The organism is Nostoc sp. FACHB-280 (assembly GCF_014697615.1).
Classification (GTDB): domain Bacteria; phylum Cyanobacteriota; class Cyanobacteriia; order Cyanobacteriales; family Nostocaceae; genus Nostoc_B.
This window is the reverse complement of sequence record NZ_JACJSD010000057.1, coordinates 12,997-32,016: the sequence shown is the minus strand read 5'-3', so window position 1 is coordinate 32,016 and position 19,020 is coordinate 12,997. Positions and strand designations below refer to the sequence as shown.

The following is a 19,020-nucleotide window of genomic DNA, read 5'->3' as shown; positions in this document are numbered from 1 at the left end:
CTTCGTGCCGCTTCAGCTGTGTAATGGATTTTGGTTTGACCAAATATGCCACCTGTACTGCTGATGACCCGAAACTGCCAGCACTGGCCGGGCGTGTAATAGACGATTAGGATACTGTTGTTGATACAAACAACTGTGTCAACTTTGATTTGGGGCATTATTTGTGAGTGTTAAGCTGAGTTATCTGCAATTGTCCTTGATGAAAGCAAGTAAGTCACACAAATTTTCAGTCCCGGTAGTTAATTCTTGCGCTCCTCACCCTAACTACGAAACCCTTACCAGTCAGGGGCGAGGGTGGGAAATTTGCTGATATCGCTATGGATTACTTATCAAAATATTACTGTGCAGAATATAGTTTTAGGAAAAATTTTGCTCCGTGGGGTCTACAAACGCAGCTCTCATGAACGCCAATGCACAGAATAACGTTGCTCTACAGGCTATCTGGTACAGTTGACAAAAAATTTTTGTTGAGGCAGGAGCCAATAGTACGGCGGGGTAGGTGTACAAAATTGCCCTTTTCATCATTAATGCTCTGGTTCAGTAATTCGTTGAAAGAGATAGCCCGAACCTCTGGCTGTCAAAATTAACTCTGGATTTTCTGGGTCATCTTCTAGCTTTCCCCTCAATCGGGAGATATGCACATCTACTACACGAGTATCCACATGTTGTTCTGAAGTATATCCCCAAACTTGCTGTAAAATCTCTCCACGAGAAAACGGTTTGCCTGAGTGACTTACCAGTAATTCCAGCAGACTGTACTCTACACCTGTAAGCTTAATTCGCTCATCCCCTTTGTGAACTTGTCGCTTGTTGGTATCAATTTTGATATTGCCGACGTACATGATTCCCGAATTGGGAATGTTAGCAGCACTTGTTCTATTGGCCCGCCGCCGCAGTACGCAACGAATTCTCGACTCTAACTCTTTTGGTGAAAATGGTTTTGCTACGTAGTCATCAGCACCTAATTCCAGTCCTGTGATTCGGTCTGCAACATCTGTTAGAGCTGTCAGCATAATAATTGGCACATCAGTTTCTTTGCGTAATTCTTGGCAGACACCGTAACCGTCTAGCTTCGGCATCATCACATCCAAAACAATTAAATCCGGCAAGGATGAACGGAACACTACTAATGCTTCTTCGCCATCACCTGCCGTGACCACATCATAACCAATCATGGACAGTCGTGTTTCCAAAATCCGTCGAATACTTGCTTCGTCGTCTACCACCAAGATTTTTTCTTTACGAGTGTCCACGTTTTTAATACTTGTGTGCAGTTAGAAAATTATCATATTCGAGCAAGTTACTGTTGAAGTGTTGCTGCAACATAATTTTATTCGGACTTCAAATGCCTAAAAATCTATCTTCAAGAGCGTTCAAGCAATCACACCAATACCAGTTTAAAGAAGCATCCGTTGTCTTGTGCGGGTTATAATCAAGAGTGAAAATTACCAAAACACAACAAAATTTTCAGCTAAATACGCGAATGGGTAGGTGTACAAAATCGGTCTTGCAGAAAAATCGCTGTGTCCCTCTCACCACATGCCTTTCGGGCGAAAACCAGTTAAAATCCTCCGCGCCCCTTATCTATTCTGCGTTTGGGCGATTTAGTGTCAATCAATTGAAATTTATACAGGTTACAATTGAACTATTGGCGGTATTGAACCTTGAAAACCGAATACAGTTTAGCTTTCAGGCTCCAGCCATTGCAATTTCAATTAATCCCTATCAGGGATTGAAACAGTTAGTCCCTTGAACGCCAATTTGAAAGGTACATTGCAATTTCAATTAATCCCTATCAGGGATTGAAACGGGGTGATTGCAGTTGGCAGTGGCGACGGACTGAAATTGCAATTTCAATTAATCCCTATCAGGGATTGAAACATTCTTGCCGGGAATCGAGCGATGATTGCATCGGGTATCTCCATTGCAATTTCAATTAATCCCTATCAGGGATTGAAACGTTGCCGCGCTTGTATTTCAGCTTGTATTTGCATTATTGCAATTTCAATTAATCCCTATCAGGGATTGAAACAAATTTCCAGCATGAAGACTGGATCAGCTTCGCTAATTGCAATTTCAATTAATCCCTATCAGGGATTGAAACGGATTATGAAGAGTAGAGGAATTACTTAGGCTATCTATGAATTGCAATTTCAATTAATCCCTATCAGGGATTGAAACACGCAAACATCCATCATGAAGACCGCAGACATGAATTGCAATTTCAATTAATCCCTATCAGGGATTGAAACATAAAGAAGCAGCTAAAACACCATTAACAACAGACTATTGCAATTTCAATTAATCCCTATCAGGGATTGAAACTTTCACTTTTCAGATTTTAAATATTGACTGGCACTCATGAATATTAATTCTCTAGTTTATTTATGGACTATTTAACGCAAATCAGGCGAATAGTAATCACTAATTTCACCACATAACACCATAGCAATTTGTTTAGCTTGCAAGCACAAAAGTTGTTCATAAGAGCATTTGATTTTTGCCCCTGGATAGGTAACTCGCTCGTTCATTTTTTGCATATATGAGTAGAGGAGTAGATGAACTACAGAAAGTGGTAATCCTGGTTTATCTCCATGTTTATCAAAATCTTCCTTCACAATCGCTTGTTTATTTAATACTTTGACTACCACGCGATCGCTGTAGAGCTTAAACTCATTCGCTAAATCTGCAATCAAGGCTTGTTGTTGATACTGATTCGTGTGCCAAAATCCGATTGTGGGGTTTAGTCCGACATTTTCAACTGCTATTTTTACCGATTCTTCTAGCAATTTATAGCTAAAATCTAACATCCTGCTGACAACGGAATTTGGTTCATGGCATTTTAAACCCCACTCATGTTTGAGCAAATGCCCAAAAGCACTGTAGTACAGTTGTTGTCCTTGTTGAAAGGTTTCTATAAGTGCAGTAATAGTTTCTTGTTGATAAACTCGATTGATAAGTTGTTCCATCTGCTCACAGGCAATATCAACAGCACTATTAGATTCACCACGCGAACGCATCAGATAACGACGGCATCGCCGCAGGTTTCCCCACACAGAGGGCTGCATTATCTTTAACTTCATTTCCTGGTTCATGTTGGCTTGGGCAATGTCAATTTTCTCCTTGATTGAGCTTGCCCCAGCAATCTTTCCCATAAAGGAGCCAGTTTGTGAAAATATCACAATGGGAATTTGATAATTTATGATTTTAGATAATGCTTGTGGCTCAATTGCTACTGGCTCGATTGTCACAATTGCTTTGAGTGAATTTAAGGCAGCACAGCTATTATTCTCAGGCTGTTGAATATATAAATAGTTTGGGTCGGTCGAAAGTTCAATCTTTGTGCCTGCTCCCAGATAAAGTGTCACCAGACTTCGCTCTATGGTGAATTTTTGAGTGGGTTTAGGAATGTTCATGCCAGAACTGTATTCCAATTTCTCTTCCATATTTCTAGGTTTTCGCTGCCACTAACTTACCCCATCAACCCCAAATACCGATGAAATGCTTCAACTGCATTCGCTACGCCATCCTCACCCCTGATGATTACGCTGTTGACCGTATAGAAGAATTGGTCAGGCGGTTTCTCAAGCAAAGCGGTAATGGTCATGAACAACAGTAGTCATTTTGCTATGACTTGCGATCGCATTGCACTCCTCACTCCTCATCCCGCATCCACTCCAGCCCAGTCCTTCGTGCCGCTTCAACCGTGTAATAGATTTTCATCTCACCGAATATGCCACCTGTACTGCTAATGATGCGGAATTGCCAGCACTGACCGGGCGTGTAATAGACGATTAGGATACTGTTGTTGATACACAAAACTGTGTCAACTTTAATTTGAGGCATCGGGTAGTGTAATGTTGCGAGAGTGAGCAATTATCTTTAATGAAAGCAAGTAAATCACACTAATTTTAAGTTCCTCTTGAATTTAAATCACCACAGTCATTTATGTTCGAGATACATATTTTTAGGGAATTATTTTTACTATGGCAACAAATTATACTGGCTTTAACAAGTTTAAAGCTGTATCAAGCATTCTAAATGTACTTAGATTTCTACCTTATGAAAACCTGTTCATCATCTAGCAAATTCTGGGCATTGCCATTGCAGCTTGTCCTCATTGTCCCTTTCGTAGTGCAAGTTTTTGGTGCAGTGGGTTTGGTGGGATACTTGTCGTTTAAAAATGGTGAGAAGGCAGTGGAGGATCTATCAAAGCAGTTAATGAAGCGAACAAGCAGTGAGGTAAATCATCATTTAGATGCTTACTTGTCAATTCCACATAAAGTCATCCAGCTCAATGCTAATGCAATTCGTATGGGATTACTAGATGTCCGAGATCGCAAAACTATTGGCAAATTCTTCTGGTACCAAATGCAAGCCTATGATCTGACCTACATCAGCATAAATCTACCAACTGGGGAAGGAGGTGGAGCCGGTCGCTATGATGGCAAAACAGTTACGATCGACGAGAACACTATCAAAACACCTAGCTTGCCAAAAAATACTAAAACTTACTTGACAGACAACGATGGCAATCGTACTCAACTGTTGTCTACCGCTACATGGGATACGCTGAACGAACCTAATTACACGGAACCTGCCAAAGCTGGAAAACAAATTTGGACAAGGATATACACCTACTATGATCCTGCCTATCCTCCCTATATAGCAGCATCAGCAGGTAGCCCGGTTTACAATCCCAGTAAAAAGCTGATTGCCGTTGTGGGGGTTGACATTCACTTATTGAAATTGAGCGAATTTCTGCGAACATTAGATATCAGTCGCTCTGGACAAGTATTTATTGTCGAACGTGACGGGATGTTGGTTGCTAATTCTTGTCCAGAGCAACCTTTTACTGTCAACAAGAACGAAATTAAACGCCTGAAAGCAACACAGAGTCCTAATCCAGTTGTGCAGGGGATTGCTAAACAGCTTCAACAAAGAATTCCTAATCTTCGGACAATTACTAGTACCCAAGAACTGCAAGTCAATTTTCAAGGAGAAGATTATTCTGTGCATATTGCGCCTTGGCGCGACTCTTATGGCTTGGACTGGCTGGTTATGACTAGCATCCCACACAGTGCCTTTATGTCCCAAATCAATGCTAATACCCAGATTACTGTTTTACTTTGTTTTGTGGCACTTGTATTAGCAACCATAAGTGGTATTTTTACCGGACACTGGATTTCACATCCTGTCATGCGTCTGAAGCAGGCAAGCCAGGCGATGGCATCTGGCAATTTAGTCCAAACAGTTAGAGATGGCAATATTCTAGAACTTAACGTCCTTGCCCATTCGTTTAACCACATGGCAGGGCAACTGCGTCAATCTTTTCTTACTTTAGAAAATAGTAATGCCGAACTGGAAGCGCGAGTTGAAGCACGGACTTTTGAACTCAAAACGACCTTAAGTGAGTTGCAGCTTACCCAAGCACAAGTAGTTCAAAGTGAAAAAATGTCTAGCCTGGGTCAACTCGTAGCAGGTATTGCCCATGAAATCAATAACCCAGTCAACTTTATTCACGGCAATATTACTCACTTGGATGAATATACACAAAACTTGTTGCAGATGATTTATTTTTGCCAAGAACGCTATTCTAGCCATGATCCAGAAATTCAAGCATTAGCCCAGGAAATTGATCTAGAATTCCTCAAAGATGATTTACAGAAGATGCTGTCTTCAATGAAGATGGGGACTGAGAGAATTCGTAATATTGTGCTGTCTTTGCGGAATTTTTCGCGTATGGATGAAGCAGAATTTAAAACAGTTGATATTCATGAAGGCATCGAAAGCACGCTATTAATTCTGCAATACCGCCTCAAAGACAAACCAGACCGCGCAGCAATTGAAGTAATTCGAGATTATGACAATTTACCGCCAATAGAATGCTATCCTGGTCAACTAAATCAAGTTTTTATGAATATTCTGGTTAATGCAATAGATGCCCTTGATGAATTAGATAGCAAGCGCACTTATCAACAAATACAGGAAAATCTCAGCCAAATTATTATCAGCACTTCCGTAATTGATTCTCAATTGGTAGAAATTTCGATTACTGATAATGCACAAGGAATGCCAGAAATAGTTCAAAAACGACTATTCGATCCATTCTTTACTACAAAGCCTGTAGGTAAAGGTACAGGTATGGGTATGGCAATCAGCTACCAAATTATTACAGAAAAACACAAAGGGAAATTGCAATGTTTTTCTACCATTGGTGAGGGTACTAAATTTATAATTCAGTTGCCTATCCAACAGTAACTTCTTCAATTTCATCGAATACTTCCGTGTCAATGAAACTTCAAGGCTTAATCCCAACATTCTGGCATCTATCACCGAAAACGATAATGTTCGACCCGTTTTCGCTCAAATGATTGGTGAAAGTATTCCCGATTTAGTCCGAATCAAAACGCCATGTCACTCGACAAGCTGCCAAAGCATCTACGCATCCATTCTTTTCATAAGGTTGGTTACAATTCATTCACCACTGCCCTCAAACAGTGGCAGTTGTATAATGGGCGCTTGTTTCGCGTTTTCTAGATTGGACAATGCAATTCCTAACAACCTAATACTACGGTTCTCTTTCTCAACTGCCTCAAACAGTTCTGTCGCTGTGGTGATTATGGTATCTAACTCACGAGTGTAATTAGCTAGAGTCTTGCTGCGCGTGATTTGTTGATAATCAGAAAACTTGATTTTTAGCGTTAACGTCCGTCCCCTTATGGAATTTTGTTCTAGCCGTTGTTGCACAATTTGAGCAATTTGTTCGAGTTCGTGTAGCAAAACCGCGCGATCACTCAGATTAACCGCAAATGATGTTTCTGCACCAACCGATTTACGAACTCTGTTTGGCTCAACTGTGCGGTCATCTTCTGCCCTGGCTATCTTGTAATAGTGATGCCCTACCTTTCCAAAATGTTGAGTCAGTTCAGACAGCGATCGCGCTTTTAAATCTGCACCTGTATGAATCCCCAGAGAGTGCATTTTTGCTGCTGTCACTTCTCCTATGCCATGAAACTTCTCAATCGCTAACCCTTCCACAAAAGCGATTGCATCCTCCGGTAAAATCACCGTTAATCCGTTGGGCTTGTTCTGTCCTGATGCCATCTTTGCTAAGAACTTATTAATCGACACTCCGGCTGTTGCTGTTAAAAGAGTTTCTTCCCTGATTGCAGCTTTGATGTGTCTGGCAATGGTGTAAGCGTAGGGAATATTTTTTTTATTCTCGGTCACATCCAAATACGCTTCATCCAAGGCTACCCCTTCGACAACATCGGTGTAGCGTCTGAATATTTCGTGGATTTTAGCCGATACTTCTCGGTAGACATCAAATCTCGGTCGCACGAATATTAGCTCAGGACAACGAGAGATCGCTGTGACTGATGGCATAGCTGAATGGATACCAAATTTCCTTGCTTCATAGCTGGCGGCTGCGACCACACCCCTTTGATTGGGGCTACCACCGACCACTAATGCTTTGCCTCGGTATTGTGGGTTGTCCCGTTGCTCTACCGATGCGTAAAAAGCGTCCATGTCTACGTGTATTATTTTCCTCCAGGGCTTAGGAGTTGCGGCATCACACATTTATACTGGCGGCATTCTTTAAAAACTAGGGTAGTATCTTCACCAATTCCGCCCTATTATAGTACATTAGCACTATATAGTTCTCAACCGGGAACTGTTAGGGGAGTTGATCTCTAGTTAAAGATTAACTGTACTTCATTGAACATTGGTGGATATTACGTGATAGTATAAATGTATTACTATCAAGATAGTAATGACCCACTATGTCCCAGCCAGAAAGGCACAATTAGCGTTGGGAGTCACACTCAAAACACTGCTGCGGTGGGAAGAATCAGGAAAAATTAAGACAATCAGAACCCCAAACGGACAGAGGAGATATGACATTGATTCCGTCCTATTAGGCGCACTAAAACTATTTTTCATTTTCTCAATCGCCGCCACTGAACGAGCGCAACCAATCACTGTATGACCCTGTGCAATAAAACCCTCCGTCATAGCGTAGCCTAGACCTTTACTTACGCCCGTTATTAAGATCCGTTTGCCCATAATTATTTTCCCTACTCTGAGTTTTTTTGTATCTAGAGTTTACTTTTCTCCCTGGTAGGGATCATAGTATTTTAAAAAGGTCTGTTCATCGGATTATGGGCTTGACTCCAGCAACTTATTCCACATCACTTCTTCTGCTTGCTATCCAGCCCATACTCCCTCTCCACCGCCCCCAACAGCTTCGCTTGCAACCCTGACAAATACGGCTTCGCCTGTTTTCCCAACCCCTGCAACAGCCAATCCACAGCCGGGTCATGGTCTGCCACTTGTTGCAATCGCCGCAATCGTGTACGTAACTGCTGCATTGATTTACAATCATCATCTAGCAGTTCTAAGGATTTTAGGTGTTCTATTTTCACTGTGTATTCTCCATCCCAGGTTTGCACTGTGCAACTATAATCACCAACGTGGCTGACTACGCCCCAGCAACCACCTTTACCTCTCAAGTCTGGATTTTCTTTGGGTACAAGAACGCAGATTTCCCCCTCTCGGAAGGGATTGGGTACTTTGGTTCTTTCTCGAATTTTGTCTACAACACTTTGAACTATGCGCCCAGACGGGATTTTTTCTTCAGCTTCTTGTACTGCTTGTTGCCAAACATACGCTTGTTGAGCAGGTTCTAACTCTGCTTTGGCAACGGAACGTAGTTGACGCTCACTACTTGGTAGAGGAATTTGCTGACCAATGGTCGGCAAATTTTTCTGAATATTCTCATATACAGTAGTAGCAGATATTTTCAGGTAAGCAGCATCACGGCTATACCCAAAGCGATCGCGGCAATACTCCTCAAATGTTTTGTGCGTCGAACGGTAAAGCCGACGATCGCGCAACTCCCTCAAAGCTTTCCCTGCTTCATAAAATGCGTGTTCGACCTTACGTTCCAAGTTCAAGCGATCGCCTTGTTCATCTGCTGTTAACTCTTCTGAAGTAACGGCAGATGTTACCTCCACCGCCGTTACTTCAACAGCCCTCACCTCAATGGTTTCTAACTGCTGGTCATCCTGCTGTTGAATTTTAGGAGTTCGCTTTGGAGAAGCGGAAGCTTGGGCTGTGGTCTTTTTGCGAGAAGAAGAGTTGGTCATTGTTCCACTTCCAGGCTAAAGATGGTGGAACAAGTTTTTGGTTGTGTCATGATGAGAATAGTCTTTTATACAATTCCCCAACCTGTTCAAAAGGGCTGGGGTTTTTCATTGGCTGCTTCTATCTTTGCATTTGTTATTGGCCAGGTCATTCATCGACCGAACTTCCTACCCTGTTATCACTACTTGTTTAGTACTACCAAATTACTCACTATAGATGGGATATTTACCTAATCCAAGCCTTTTACACCTGAACAAACATGAACCCCATTATCAAAAAACCGGAATTCCGCTTTGTTTTAGGTTTCTACTGGTGTTTAAAAAATTTGTGTTAAGCATATTCTCCCCTAGTAATACTCACGGCAGTTCTTTTTAAAAAAGGTGTAGTCAGACACTTTTAATATTTATGTATATTCATGTAATATCTCATGCTAAGTCTGTTGATGTTAGGATGTAAGCAATTTCAATTATTAATATTTTTATAACACTATCATTTCTACTTAATATATAGAATATTTAAATGCAGCTTTTAAATCAGGATTTTATGTTGTGGATTTTGGCTTTATTTGAAAGTGTAATAATTAGCTAATTAACACTTCTAGTAAATTTATTTTTTAGCATTTAGATAATTCTCAAAATTTAGTATTTTCAACTGGTAATAGTAATTATTTTTAAAGGCAATTTTACCTTTTATTAACAAGCACCTAAAGATAGATAAATTAATATTATTTTCTATCTATAGATGTATTGACTATTTTCTTATTTATAAATAAACAAGAATTTAATATGATTTAATTTTAAATTTATCAATGTTTTTATTTTCTAAAATATGTTAAAGTATTTATTAAATATTTATGAATTTACCTTCTCATTCAATTTGTAAAAAAACATCTAATGTTTTACGTTAGATAACAGCTAATTGTAAATCTCAATTTTAAGTATGAGCAATTACTTTTCTCCCTATAAACCACCATATACTTTATCTGAAAGATTTGAGAGATTGAGTGCTATTCTAACTGCTACTTCTACCGTTGCTTCACATTTACTTCTGCAAACTAGAACTAAGTTTGCTGCTTCTGTAGAAGTTACAGATCGCTGTAATGCTGGATGTCATTATTGCTACGTTTATCATTCTGATTGGGATCAAAATAAACGTATACAAGGGTATTTACAATTATCTTCAAAAGAGCATCACCAAAAAGAAAAACAAGTTTTTGAAACTTTAGAAAAACTTCACAAGCAAGGCATTGTCCACGTCACAGTCGTAGGAGGGGAAACAGCACTAGCTCCAAAAGCAATACAGCGAGCCGCCGAGCTATTTCCTGTGGTCTGGGTCGTTACTAATGGTGTAGCTAAACTTCCTAATCTTCCTAATTCATCTGTTGTTTTTGTCAGTATTGACGGTACTCCTGAATACCATAATAAATCCAGAGATCCTTTAGGTTTTTTTGCTAAAAGCCGTTACGGAACTTTAACAGGAATGGCTGCGTCCATTGTCAAAAATATTAATGAATCAGAGCGTGGAGCTTATGTACACATAACTCTCACACGGCAATCAATAGAATACTTTGTTGATGCTGTTGATTGGCTAGTAAAAGATGTCAACAAGTTGCGAGGTATTGTTGTTTCTGGCGCAGCCACTAAAGATAAAGATGACCCTGTTACACTTCAAATTCAAGATAGGCAAAAGCTCAAAGGTTTGATTGAATTTTGCGCTCAAAAGTATGGATGGGAGCTATTTCCATTTAACCAGCCAAAAGTTAATGAATTCTTATTTGATGAAAAATATATTATTCACGATTCGTCCGCTTGCTCGGTAGCTAGGCGAGTTGAAAGCCTGAATTTTGAAGGTAAGAATGTAGGCAAATGTGTTTTGAGAGATGAAATTGATTGTGAAACTTGTGTATGCAATATTACGGGGTTAGCACAAGGAATTGACAGTCTAGATATCCCAACTATTTTGGGAATTCTGCAAGCAACTTTTGGCTGATCTATGAAAAAAGTATTAGTTTTTTATATTTTAAGCTGTTTAACCAGTAGCCCAGTATTAGCTCAAATTATTCCAGATTCTACATTAGGAATTGAGAATTCTATTGTTAGACAAAACGATAAAATTAATACAATTTCTGGAGGAGCTACACGAGGTACTAATCTGTTTCATAGTTTTCAAGAGTTTTCTGTTAAAAATAAAAGCACAGTTTTTTTTAATAACAGCTTAAATATTGAAAATATAATCACTCGTGTTACAGGGGGAAAAGTTTCTAATATCAACGGTTTAATCGCAGCTAATGGAAATGCTAATTTATTTCTGATTAACACAAATGGAATTATATTTGGTCAGAATGCACGACTAAATATTGGTGGTTCGTTTTTAGCTACCACTGCTAATGCGCTTAAATTTAATGATGGTACTTTTTTCACTACTACTGCATTGCAAAATACTCCTTTGTTAACGATCAGCGCACCTATTGGCTTGAGCTTTGAGAATAATTCTGGTGCAATAAAAGTACAAGGAAATGGACATACTCTTATCAATCCAATATTTACCCCAATCTTAGGGCTTAATAATTTATCAGGATTACAATTGCGACCAGGAAAAAACTTAGCACTTGTGGGAAATAAGGTGGTTTTAGATGGGGGAATTTTAAAGGCTGGACGTATTGAAATTGGAAGTGTTGGGAGTGGATTGGTTACTCTTGCTTCAGATTGGGATTTAAATTACCAAGGTATACAAAATTTTCAGGATATTGAGTTATCACGTCAAGCTTTAGTGGATGCTAGTGGCAGTCTTACTGGTTCTATTCAGGTACAAGGACAGACAATAGACATAAGTGATGGCTCGGCAATTTTCATTCAAAATCAAGGAGGGCAATCATCAGGTGGAATCAATGTAAACGCTTCTGACCTGCTGAAAGTATCTGGTACAGCCCCAGATGGTAGAATTGCCAGCACCTTGCTAACAGAAACCTTAAACAACGGTAGTGGTGGAGATATTAACGTTGCCGCTAAAAGAATTATCGTTCAAGACGGAGGGCAAATACTTCCTAGAGCTTTCGGCAGTGGAAGAGGCGGCAATTCAATAATTAATGCTTCTGAGTCAATGCAGGTCATTGGATTCTCAATTCTTTATCCTAACCTCTTCAGCAACATTAGTGCTGCAACTTTTGGTACTGGAGATGCAGGTAATTTGACTGTTACCACAAATCAATTAGTTGGAATTAATGGAATTCAAATAGGCTCTGCTACTTTCGGTAACGGTTCTGGAGGAAATGTTACCATCAACAGTTCTGACGTTACTCTGATTGGGGTTGTGCCGGGATTTTTAACTCCTAGCACGATTAACGCCGCAACTTTTAGCAATGGTAATGCAGGACAAGTAGTAATAAATTCCTCAAGATTACGTCTGGAAAATGGAGGAGCAGTTGCTTCTTCCACTACCGCCTCTGGTAATGCTGGAAGCGTAACTATCAACGCTTCTGACTTTGTAGTAATTGACGGTGTAGGACTAGGTTCAATAACTCCTTCTCTAGTTGATTCGTCAGCTATTGTTCTAGCTCAACCATTGCAACAACAACTCAGAGTTCCTTCTTTTCCAACTGGGAACTCTGGTGATGTAACCATTAACACTCCAAATTTAAATATAAGTAATGGTAGTCTAGTTAATGTTCAAAACGACGGTTCTGGCAATGCTGGGAACATCAATATTGCTGCAAACAGAATCAACATTACTAACAATGGAGGCATTACAGCCACTACCGCGATCGCCGAAGGAGGAAATATCGGCATTGAGTCAAACATTCTTCAACTAAACAACGGCACTATATCTGCTACCGCAGGTCAACAAGGTACGAATGGCAACGGCGGCAACATCATCATCAATGCTGATGTTATTACTGGCTTCAACAACAGCAGCATTACTGCCAATGCTTTTGAGGGTAGAGGCGGCAATATCAGAATTAATATCCAAGGACTATTCTTTTCTCATAACAGCATAATCACAGCAAGTTCTAAGCGAGGAATTAGCGGGGCTGTGGAGATAAATGCTTCCCGAAACCAACTAGAAACCACCAACAGAACACCAGAGCCTCCAAAACAAAACCCAAAAATCGCGTCAGTATGTCAAGGGCGAGGAGATACAGAGAATAGATTTGTAATTACTGGTACAGGTGGATTACCACAAGGATTTAACGATATTCCAACCGATCTCAGTTGGCAGGATAACTCCACCACTACTCAAACAACAACTAGTTACGATTTATTGAAGTCTTCCCCCCAAGAAATTGCTATGATTCCCGCACAAGGCTGGCAATTTAACTCTGACGGGACAGTCACATTAACCAAAACATCAAGTATTATCAATGCCCAAGCTTATTTATCTAGGCATTCTTGTTCTTCTAAACCCAGTGTAGAGAACTAGGTAAATGATTAGATATCGTCACTTCACCAAATATTTTCTACTAATACTTATTGGCTTTTTTCTTTTTGTAAACCAACCATTTGTAATTGCAAATGTTGCTATTAGCAGAGATGTACAGCGTACACAAGCACAATTATTAACTAAAAAAGGTAATGAGCAATTAAGATTGGCTAATCCAATAGAAGCTCTTGATTATTTTAAAGAGGCTACAAAGATTTATCAACAACTAAATTATGATGAAGGAGTCACAGGAAGCCTCATAAATCAAAATTTAGCATTGCAAGCTTTAGGTTTAAATTCTCAAGCTTGTACAACACTTTTACTAGCTTTTAAAATCAAATCAGATGATTGGCTGTGTAATCCTTCATCAGAACAATCAGATGAATTGATAGAAAATTCATTAGCAAAAATACTCGATCAGCAATCTAAGCCACCTATTTACTTATTAGGAATACATAATTTAGGAAATGTTTTACGCCAGTTAGGTAAACTTGATGAATCTGAAATTATATTACAAAAAATAATTCTACTAGCTAAACAAACATCTTCTAATGAAATCACTAAAATTTTGCTATCATTAGCTAATACAAAAAGGTACAAATATAAGCGATTAAAAGATAGATACACTGATATAGAAGAACCTATCTATCAGCAAAAAATAGTTAATACAATCAATCAAAAAGCTTTAGAAACAATTGGCATTTATCAACAAATTATCAAAGATTCAAATAGTTCATTTGAATCAATAATGCACTCTCAAGTTTATCAGTTAAGCCTACTTATAGATTTTAAACAATGGCTAAAAATAGTATCCACTTCATTAGTAAATTTTGCTGAACAACAATCTAAAACTGAGAAACAAATCCAGCAGTCAATAAATTCAACATTAAAAATTTCTTCTTTATTTTCTGAACTATCTCCTAGCCAATTCGTCTATACTAAACTCAATTTTGCTAATAGTTTGAGTCAAATCCCAGATAATGATCTGCATACTGTGGCAATTCAGTATGCTAAATCAGCCTTGAAAGTAGCTCAAGATATGAATAATCAAAGATTAGAATCGGAGAGTTTAGGTATACTAGGTAAATTGCAGAATGATTCGGATAAGGCTCGATCCTACTTCGAGAAAGCTTTAAATCAGGCTCAACAAATTCGAGCATGGGATTTAGCTTACCAATGGCAAGGACAATTAGGAGCTTTGTACAAGAAGCAGAGTAAACAGGATAAAGCTCTCGAAATGTACAAAGCCGCAGTTACAAATCTTCAAAGAGTTCGGAATGACCTTTTATCAACGAACATAGACTTACAGTACTCATTTTATGAAACAGTAGATCCTATTTATCGAGATTACTTGAAGTTATTGATAGCTAATTCTGATTTGAAGAATGCTATCCAAACTAACGAACAATTTCAAATAGCAGAACTAGAGAATTTTCTTAAATGTGGTAAATTGGAACTAATTGCTTTAAACAAAATTCAAAAATTAAATAATTATACTGTCATTCATGTGATTGATTTAGAAAGTAGTATAGAAGTAATTACCCAATCACCTGACCAGTCACTACATCACTACTCTGTCAATCCAAATTTAATAAGAGATTCTGTCGAAAGTTTATTAGAAGCTCTACAAGATAATAACTTTTATAATACTCAAGAATCCGTACTTATTTCTCATTCTCAGATAATTTATAATCAGCTAATTAAACCTATTAAAAAATATCTACCACCATCTGGAACCCTAGTTTTTACTCTTGATAAATCATTTCAAAGTATACCGATGAGTTTACTGCATGATGGCAAAGATTACTTAATCAAGCAGTACAGTATTACTACGACTTTAGGTTCTCAAATTAGACCTCCCAAAATTTTAAGTGAACAACAAAGAAAAGCCCTCATTGCTGGATTGTCTAAGATTAGCCCTAGCTTCAATGCCACAAACGTTCCTGAAAACATAAAACCTTTACCGGAAGTTGAGCAGGAAATAGCAAGCATCAATAAGCAAATAAATTCATCTGTTATGCTCAACGAAAAATTTACAAGTCAGCGTTTTAAACGAGAATTAAATAGAGGTGTTTTTCCTGTAGTTCATATCACTACTCACGGACAATTTAGCTCCGATCCTGAGCGTACAATTCTACTGGCTTGGGACAAACCCATCAGCATCCGAGAGCTTGACGGCTGGTTAAAAGCTCAACAAAACCAAGATCCAATTGAGTTACTAATATTAAGTGCTTGTCAAACTGCTAAAGGAAACAAGCGATCAACTTTAGGAATTACAGGAATAGCCGTACAAGCTGGCGCACGAAGTGTAATTGCCAGCTTATGGTTAGTAGATTCTACATCTACAGCTATGCTTGCCGAAAAGTTCTATCGGAGCGTAAACCACAACCTGATAAAAGCAGAATCTCTACGACAAGCTCAACTTAGCCTGCTTTCCGATCCTCAATATCATCATCCCTATTATTGGGCTGCATTCATTCTTGTGGGAAGTTGGCTTTGAGGATTCAGCAATCTTAAACGGGCTTGAGCGATGACCTGCTCATCTTTTTTACCTTGAACTGTCGCTAATTCCAGTGCCTTTTTGTACGCATTCACAGCTTCTTGAGGCAACCACGCATCTACATAACGATCGCCCAAAATTCTATACAAAGCTGGGTCTTGACTACCTTTTTCTATCTGTCCTTGTAAAGTCTCAATCGCTTTATTTAATAATCCTTGAGACATATAAATTGTATCCAAATCTAGCAATACTTCATCTGGAGGTAAACCCAAAGAAGCCACTTGCTGTACTGTTTGGTTGATTTGTGTAACTTCACGCTCAGGTAATAGGTGAACAACTAAAGTATCTGCACTAATAGGAGAATCACCTTTATTTGCTATGACAACAATTTTAAATGCACTGCCATAATGCAATTTTTCTTGCTCTGGCGGGTAGCTCAGGCTAGTGCCATTGACTTGTTTTACCCAATTTACGTAATGACTCTTAACTTGCACAATGTAACTAGTAGCTCCGGGAACGGCAATCCAAGATATTAAAGGTCGATTGTTTATCACAATTTTCCCGTAAGGCTGAACTATCTTTGGAGCATTTTCGTTGTCTTCATTTGGCCCTTTCCTGTTAGGACAGGTTTCTGGAGTTATAAGAGTACATCGCTGCACTGTATCAGTTTGAAGTGAATTACATACCGAATTTGTTTTGTAAACTCCCGCATGAAGTGTTACAATTTTTTTACTAAGGTAGCATATAAGCATAGCATTATTCGCTATGTTAATCTGTTCATCTTTACAAATTTGGCTACTCCTACCAAGGTAAATAATTCTTCCAATAGGTCTAATACAACTACCCATTGTTACTAATGGTTGGGTTCGACTCCATGCACCATTCCAATTTAAAAAAGGAATTATTGTCACCCCCGACACTATGGTGATAAATCTTTTAAATTTAAGCATAAAAGCTTCACAAAGACCTACAACTTTAAGAATAATACAAATCAATCTAAGTTTTTTGTTTGTAGCTCTTCAGTATTTTTATTCTTTCTAAAATTGTGACTCTCCATTGGATAACTTCTGGCAACTTTGAATCTAGTAATATACAAGGTTCCCACCAATCCCAAGCTTTATCAAAATTTTCTAACGCTTCTTGCGTTTTCGCCAATAAACAATAAGTATCCGTCCTTTGACCATCCAATTCTAGTGCTTTTTGTAAATACCTTTTAGCTTCATCATATTTATGCTGTTCTAACTTTGCCCAACCTATGCTTTTATATAAAGCTGCCTTTAGTTTATCTTCTTTTGCTTTTTTTAATCCTTGCAAAGCTGTATTAATAGCTTCATTATATTCGCCTTGCAAAATTTTTATTCTTGCCAAATTACTAACAGCATCCAAAGCTAAATTGCTGCTTTCTATAGCTAATTTATATTGTTTTTTTGCTAAATCATACTGACCCAAATCATCATAAAAGTTTCCCAAACCATAGTGCGATTCCCATTTATGAGGTTTCAATTTAAAGACAGCCGCATAACTATTATTAACACACTGGAAATCATGTAATTGTTGACATAACAACCCTAAATTATTATAAGCAGTATCATTCTTAGGATTAAATTTAATAGCTAATTCATAATATTTTCTGGCATCTTCAGGATTAAGATTACGCTGATTTCCCTGCTCAACATAAAACTTCGATATTGAATTTGCCGTGGAAGGCTCTATGCTAATTGCTTGACGAAATTTGTTCTGAGCATCTTCAAACCTATTTTCTTGTTGTGCTTTCCTTCCTTCATTTACCAAATAATCTGCAATCGCTGGACGTGATACATTATATAAACCCAAAACAGTTGGGACAAATATAGCAATCACACTCATTCTAAATAATTTTGATTTAATTATTCGATTGATCTTTGTTTGTAGTGGCAGACGTTCTAATCTTTGTAATATTACTTGCGTAGATGGCGGACGCTGCCCAGGAAAGGGAGCCATCAGTTCATCAATAAAATCAGCAAACGGTTTGTCGATTTGAGGTGCTTTATCTCTCCAAATAAGTCTTCCCGTTTGCTTATCTGTAGGTAAATCAGTTAGTTGAGTTGCCGTAATAATATGGACAAATGTTCGTCCTAAAGCATAAAAATCTGACTGAGGTAATGCTTGTCCATCAGCCTGTTCTGGTGGAGAGTAACGAGGCGTACCAAGAGATGTGATTTCATACTTCCCACCTCTAGAAGTGTTAGCTCCTCCGCTTCCACCTATTTTTGCTAAATAAGTATCAGTCACTCTTCGTACAGTACCAAAATCAATTAATGCTAGTTGACCATTTGGCTGAAGGACTATATTAGAAGGTTTAATATCTCGATGAAAAAAATTAGTTTTGTGTACCGTATCAAGGATTTCAACTAACTGCTTAAGCCATTCTAGTGCAGTAGATTGTGAAATAGACCCGTTTGATTTTATCCATTTATCTAAATCTTGTCCCTCTATTCTGTCCATTACCAAGCAATGCAAGGTTAATGAGCTTCGATTAGGGACAAAAGTAAAAAAATCATCTAAGGTACTTTTAGGAATATTTGGATGATGAATCAACCGTAAACCAAGAGATTCTCTCTCGATTAATTCAACTAATTTAGGTGAGTCGGATTTTAAAATTTTCATAATTCTTCGCTTGCGGACAGGATTCCACTGATTACCAGCATCATCCACCTCAAACACTTCTGTATAGCTGAATGGATTCTCATTCAGTTCTCTTAATGGCTTAATCAGGCGAATACGCTCATTAATCAGGAGTGAAGTACCACAAGAGAGACAGTGTTCTACTTCGTCAGGATTTTGACGCTGCTTGCCGCACAGGGGATTAATGCAATAAGTCACATTTGCAGAAAATAGCCGAAAATAAAATGCTCACCATAAATCTAGCACTTCTTATCGTTGCTGAGAATTACGAGCATAATACTTTAACTATG

At 38.5% G+C, this 19,020-nt stretch carries 12 protein-coding genes, 2 pseudogenes and 1 CRISPR repeat array; of the genes and pseudogenes, 7 read left to right on the top strand and 7 right to left on the bottom strand.

Annotation, left to right across the window (positions count from 1 at the left end; genetic code table 11):
* Positions 1–524 precede the first annotated feature (524 nt).
* A complete protein-coding gene (gene rpaB / locus H6G75_RS28400) occupies positions 525–1,253 on the bottom strand; it encodes a response regulator transcription factor RpaB (protein WP_190983240.1) in 729 nt (242 codons plus the stop codon).
* A 449-nt stretch (positions 1,254–1,702) separates the two neighbouring features.
* A CRISPR array of direct repeats spans positions 1,703–2,325; the repeat unit is 37 nt; unit sequence ATTGCAATTTCAATTAATCCCTATCAGGGATTGAAAC.
* A gap of 71 nt (positions 2,326–2,396) precedes the next feature.
* Positions 2,397–3,446: a CRISPR-associated endonuclease Cas1 gene (gene cas1, locus H6G75_RS28395; RefSeq protein ID WP_190983239.1), complete on the bottom strand. Its 1,050-nt coding sequence runs from the start codon at positions 3,444–3,446 to the stop codon at positions 2,397–2,399.
* 50 nt (positions 3,447–3,496) lie between these two features.
* On the opposite strand from cas1, the gene H6G75_RS33665 reads away from it, so the two are divergent.
* The 3 genes and pseudogenes from H6G75_RS33665 to H6G75_RS33830 form a co-directional block, all read left to right on the top strand.
* Positions 3,497–3,619, top strand: a complete 123-nt coding sequence (locus tag H6G75_RS33665) for a hypothetical protein (protein ID WP_277884116.1) — start codon at positions 3,497–3,499, stop codon at positions 3,617–3,619.
* A 443-nt stretch (positions 3,620–4,062) separates the two neighbouring features.
* A complete protein-coding gene (locus H6G75_RS28390; RefSeq protein WP_190983238.1) occupies positions 4,063–6,261 on the top strand; it encodes an ATP-binding protein in 2,199 nt (732 codons plus the stop codon).
* A gap of 13 nt (positions 6,262–6,274) precedes the next feature.
* Positions 6,275–6,403 (top strand): annotated as a pseudogene (locus tag H6G75_RS33830) (tRNA-dihydrouridine synthase family protein); the annotation flags it as partial.
* A gap of 74 nt (positions 6,404–6,477) precedes the next feature.
* On the opposite strand, the gene dinB reads toward H6G75_RS33830, so the two are convergent.
* Positions 6,478–7,533 carry a DNA polymerase IV gene (gene dinB / locus H6G75_RS28385; RefSeq protein WP_242051669.1) on the bottom strand — a complete coding sequence of 352 codons (1,056 nt, stop codon included), beginning with the start codon at positions 7,531–7,533 and terminating at the stop codon, positions 6,478–6,480.
* A 244-nt stretch (positions 7,534–7,777) separates the two neighbouring features.
* Between dinB and H6G75_RS33975 the strand changes: the two genes are divergently transcribed.
* Positions 7,778–7,993 (top strand): MerR family DNA-binding transcriptional regulator, encoded by a 216-nt coding sequence (locus H6G75_RS33975; RefSeq protein WP_397332899.1) that lies wholly within the window; start codon positions 7,778–7,780, stop codon positions 7,991–7,993.
* Here H6G75_RS33975 and H6G75_RS33660 read toward each other — a convergent pair.
* Positions 7,939–8,070, bottom strand: a pseudogene (locus H6G75_RS33660) (SDR family NAD(P)-dependent oxidoreductase); the annotation flags it as partial. The gene H6G75_RS33975 and the pseudogene H6G75_RS33660 sit on opposite strands and share 55 nt — an antisense overlap.
* Before the next feature lie 125 nt (positions 8,071–8,195).
* Positions 8,196–9,152 (bottom strand): hypothetical protein, encoded by a 957-nt coding sequence (locus H6G75_RS28370; RefSeq protein ID WP_199338062.1) that lies wholly within the window; start codon positions 9,150–9,152, stop codon positions 8,196–8,198.
* A gap of 937 nt (positions 9,153–10,089) precedes the next feature.
* On the opposite strand from H6G75_RS28370, the gene H6G75_RS28365 reads away from it, so the two are divergent.
* Genes H6G75_RS28365 through H6G75_RS28355 form a run of 3 tightly spaced genes read left to right on the top strand, consistent with a single transcriptional unit; the run spans position 10,090 to position 16,066 of the window.
* Positions 10,090–11,139, top strand: coding sequence for a radical SAM protein (locus H6G75_RS28365; RefSeq protein ID WP_190983236.1), 1,050 nt, complete (start codon positions 10,090–10,092; stop codon positions 11,137–11,139).
* A gap of 3 nt (positions 11,140–11,142) precedes the next feature.
* Complete coding sequence (locus tag H6G75_RS28360) at positions 11,143–13,566, top strand: filamentous hemagglutinin N-terminal domain-containing protein (RefSeq protein WP_190983235.1); 2,424 nt, start codon at positions 11,143–11,145, stop codon at positions 13,564–13,566.
* Between the two features lie 4 nt (positions 13,567–13,570).
* The gene (locus tag H6G75_RS28355) at positions 13,571–16,066 is read left to right on the top strand and encodes a CHAT domain-containing protein (RefSeq protein WP_199338061.1); all 2,496 of its coding nucleotides are present in this window, start codon (positions 13,571–13,573) and stop codon (positions 16,064–16,066) included.
* Here H6G75_RS28355 and H6G75_RS28350 read toward each other — a convergent pair.
* The gene (locus tag H6G75_RS28350; protein WP_190983234.1) at positions 16,027–16,620 is read right to left on the bottom strand and encodes a hypothetical protein; all 594 of its coding nucleotides are present in this window, start codon (positions 16,618–16,620) and stop codon (positions 16,027–16,029) included. The two genes, H6G75_RS28355 and H6G75_RS28350, sit on opposite strands and share 40 nt — an antisense overlap.
* Positions 16,621–17,062: 442 nt before the next feature.
* Positions 17,063–18,928, bottom strand: coding sequence for a serine/threonine-protein kinase (locus H6G75_RS28345; RefSeq protein ID WP_313934918.1), 1,866 nt, complete (start codon positions 18,926–18,928; stop codon positions 17,063–17,065).
* Positions 18,929–19,020 lie beyond the last annotated feature (92 nt).

Bases quoted from the DNA above. Each gene is read 5' to 3' on its own strand.
- H6G75_RS28390 (WP_190983238.1), top strand. From the start codon at position 4,063: ATGAAAACCTGTTCATCATCTAGCAAATTCTGGGCATTGCCATTGCAG.
- H6G75_RS28370 (WP_199338062.1), bottom strand. From the start codon at position 9,152: ATGACCAACTCTTCTTCTCGCAAAAAGACCACAGCCCAAGCTTCCGCT.
- dinB (WP_242051669.1), bottom strand. From the start codon at position 7,533: ATGGACGCTTTTTACGCATCGGTAGAGCAACGGGACAACCCACAATAC.
- H6G75_RS28355 (WP_199338061.1), top strand. From the start codon at position 13,571: ATGATTAGATATCGTCACTTCACCAAATATTTTCTACTAATACTTATT.
- H6G75_RS28360 (WP_190983235.1), top strand. From the start codon at position 11,143: ATGAAAAAAGTATTAGTTTTTTATATTTTAAGCTGTTTAACCAGTAGC.
- H6G75_RS28365 (WP_190983236.1), top strand. From the start codon at position 10,090: ATGAGCAATTACTTTTCTCCCTATAAACCACCATATACTTTATCTGAA.
- H6G75_RS33975 (WP_397332899.1), top strand. From the start codon at position 7,778: ATGACCCACTATGTCCCAGCCAGAAAGGCACAATTAGCGTTGGGAGTC.
- H6G75_RS33665 (WP_277884116.1), top strand. From the start codon at position 3,497: ATGAAATGCTTCAACTGCATTCGCTACGCCATCCTCACCCCTGATGAT.
- cas1 (WP_190983239.1), bottom strand. From the start codon at position 3,446: ATGGAAGAGAAATTGGAATACAGTTCTGGCATGAACATTCCTAAACCC.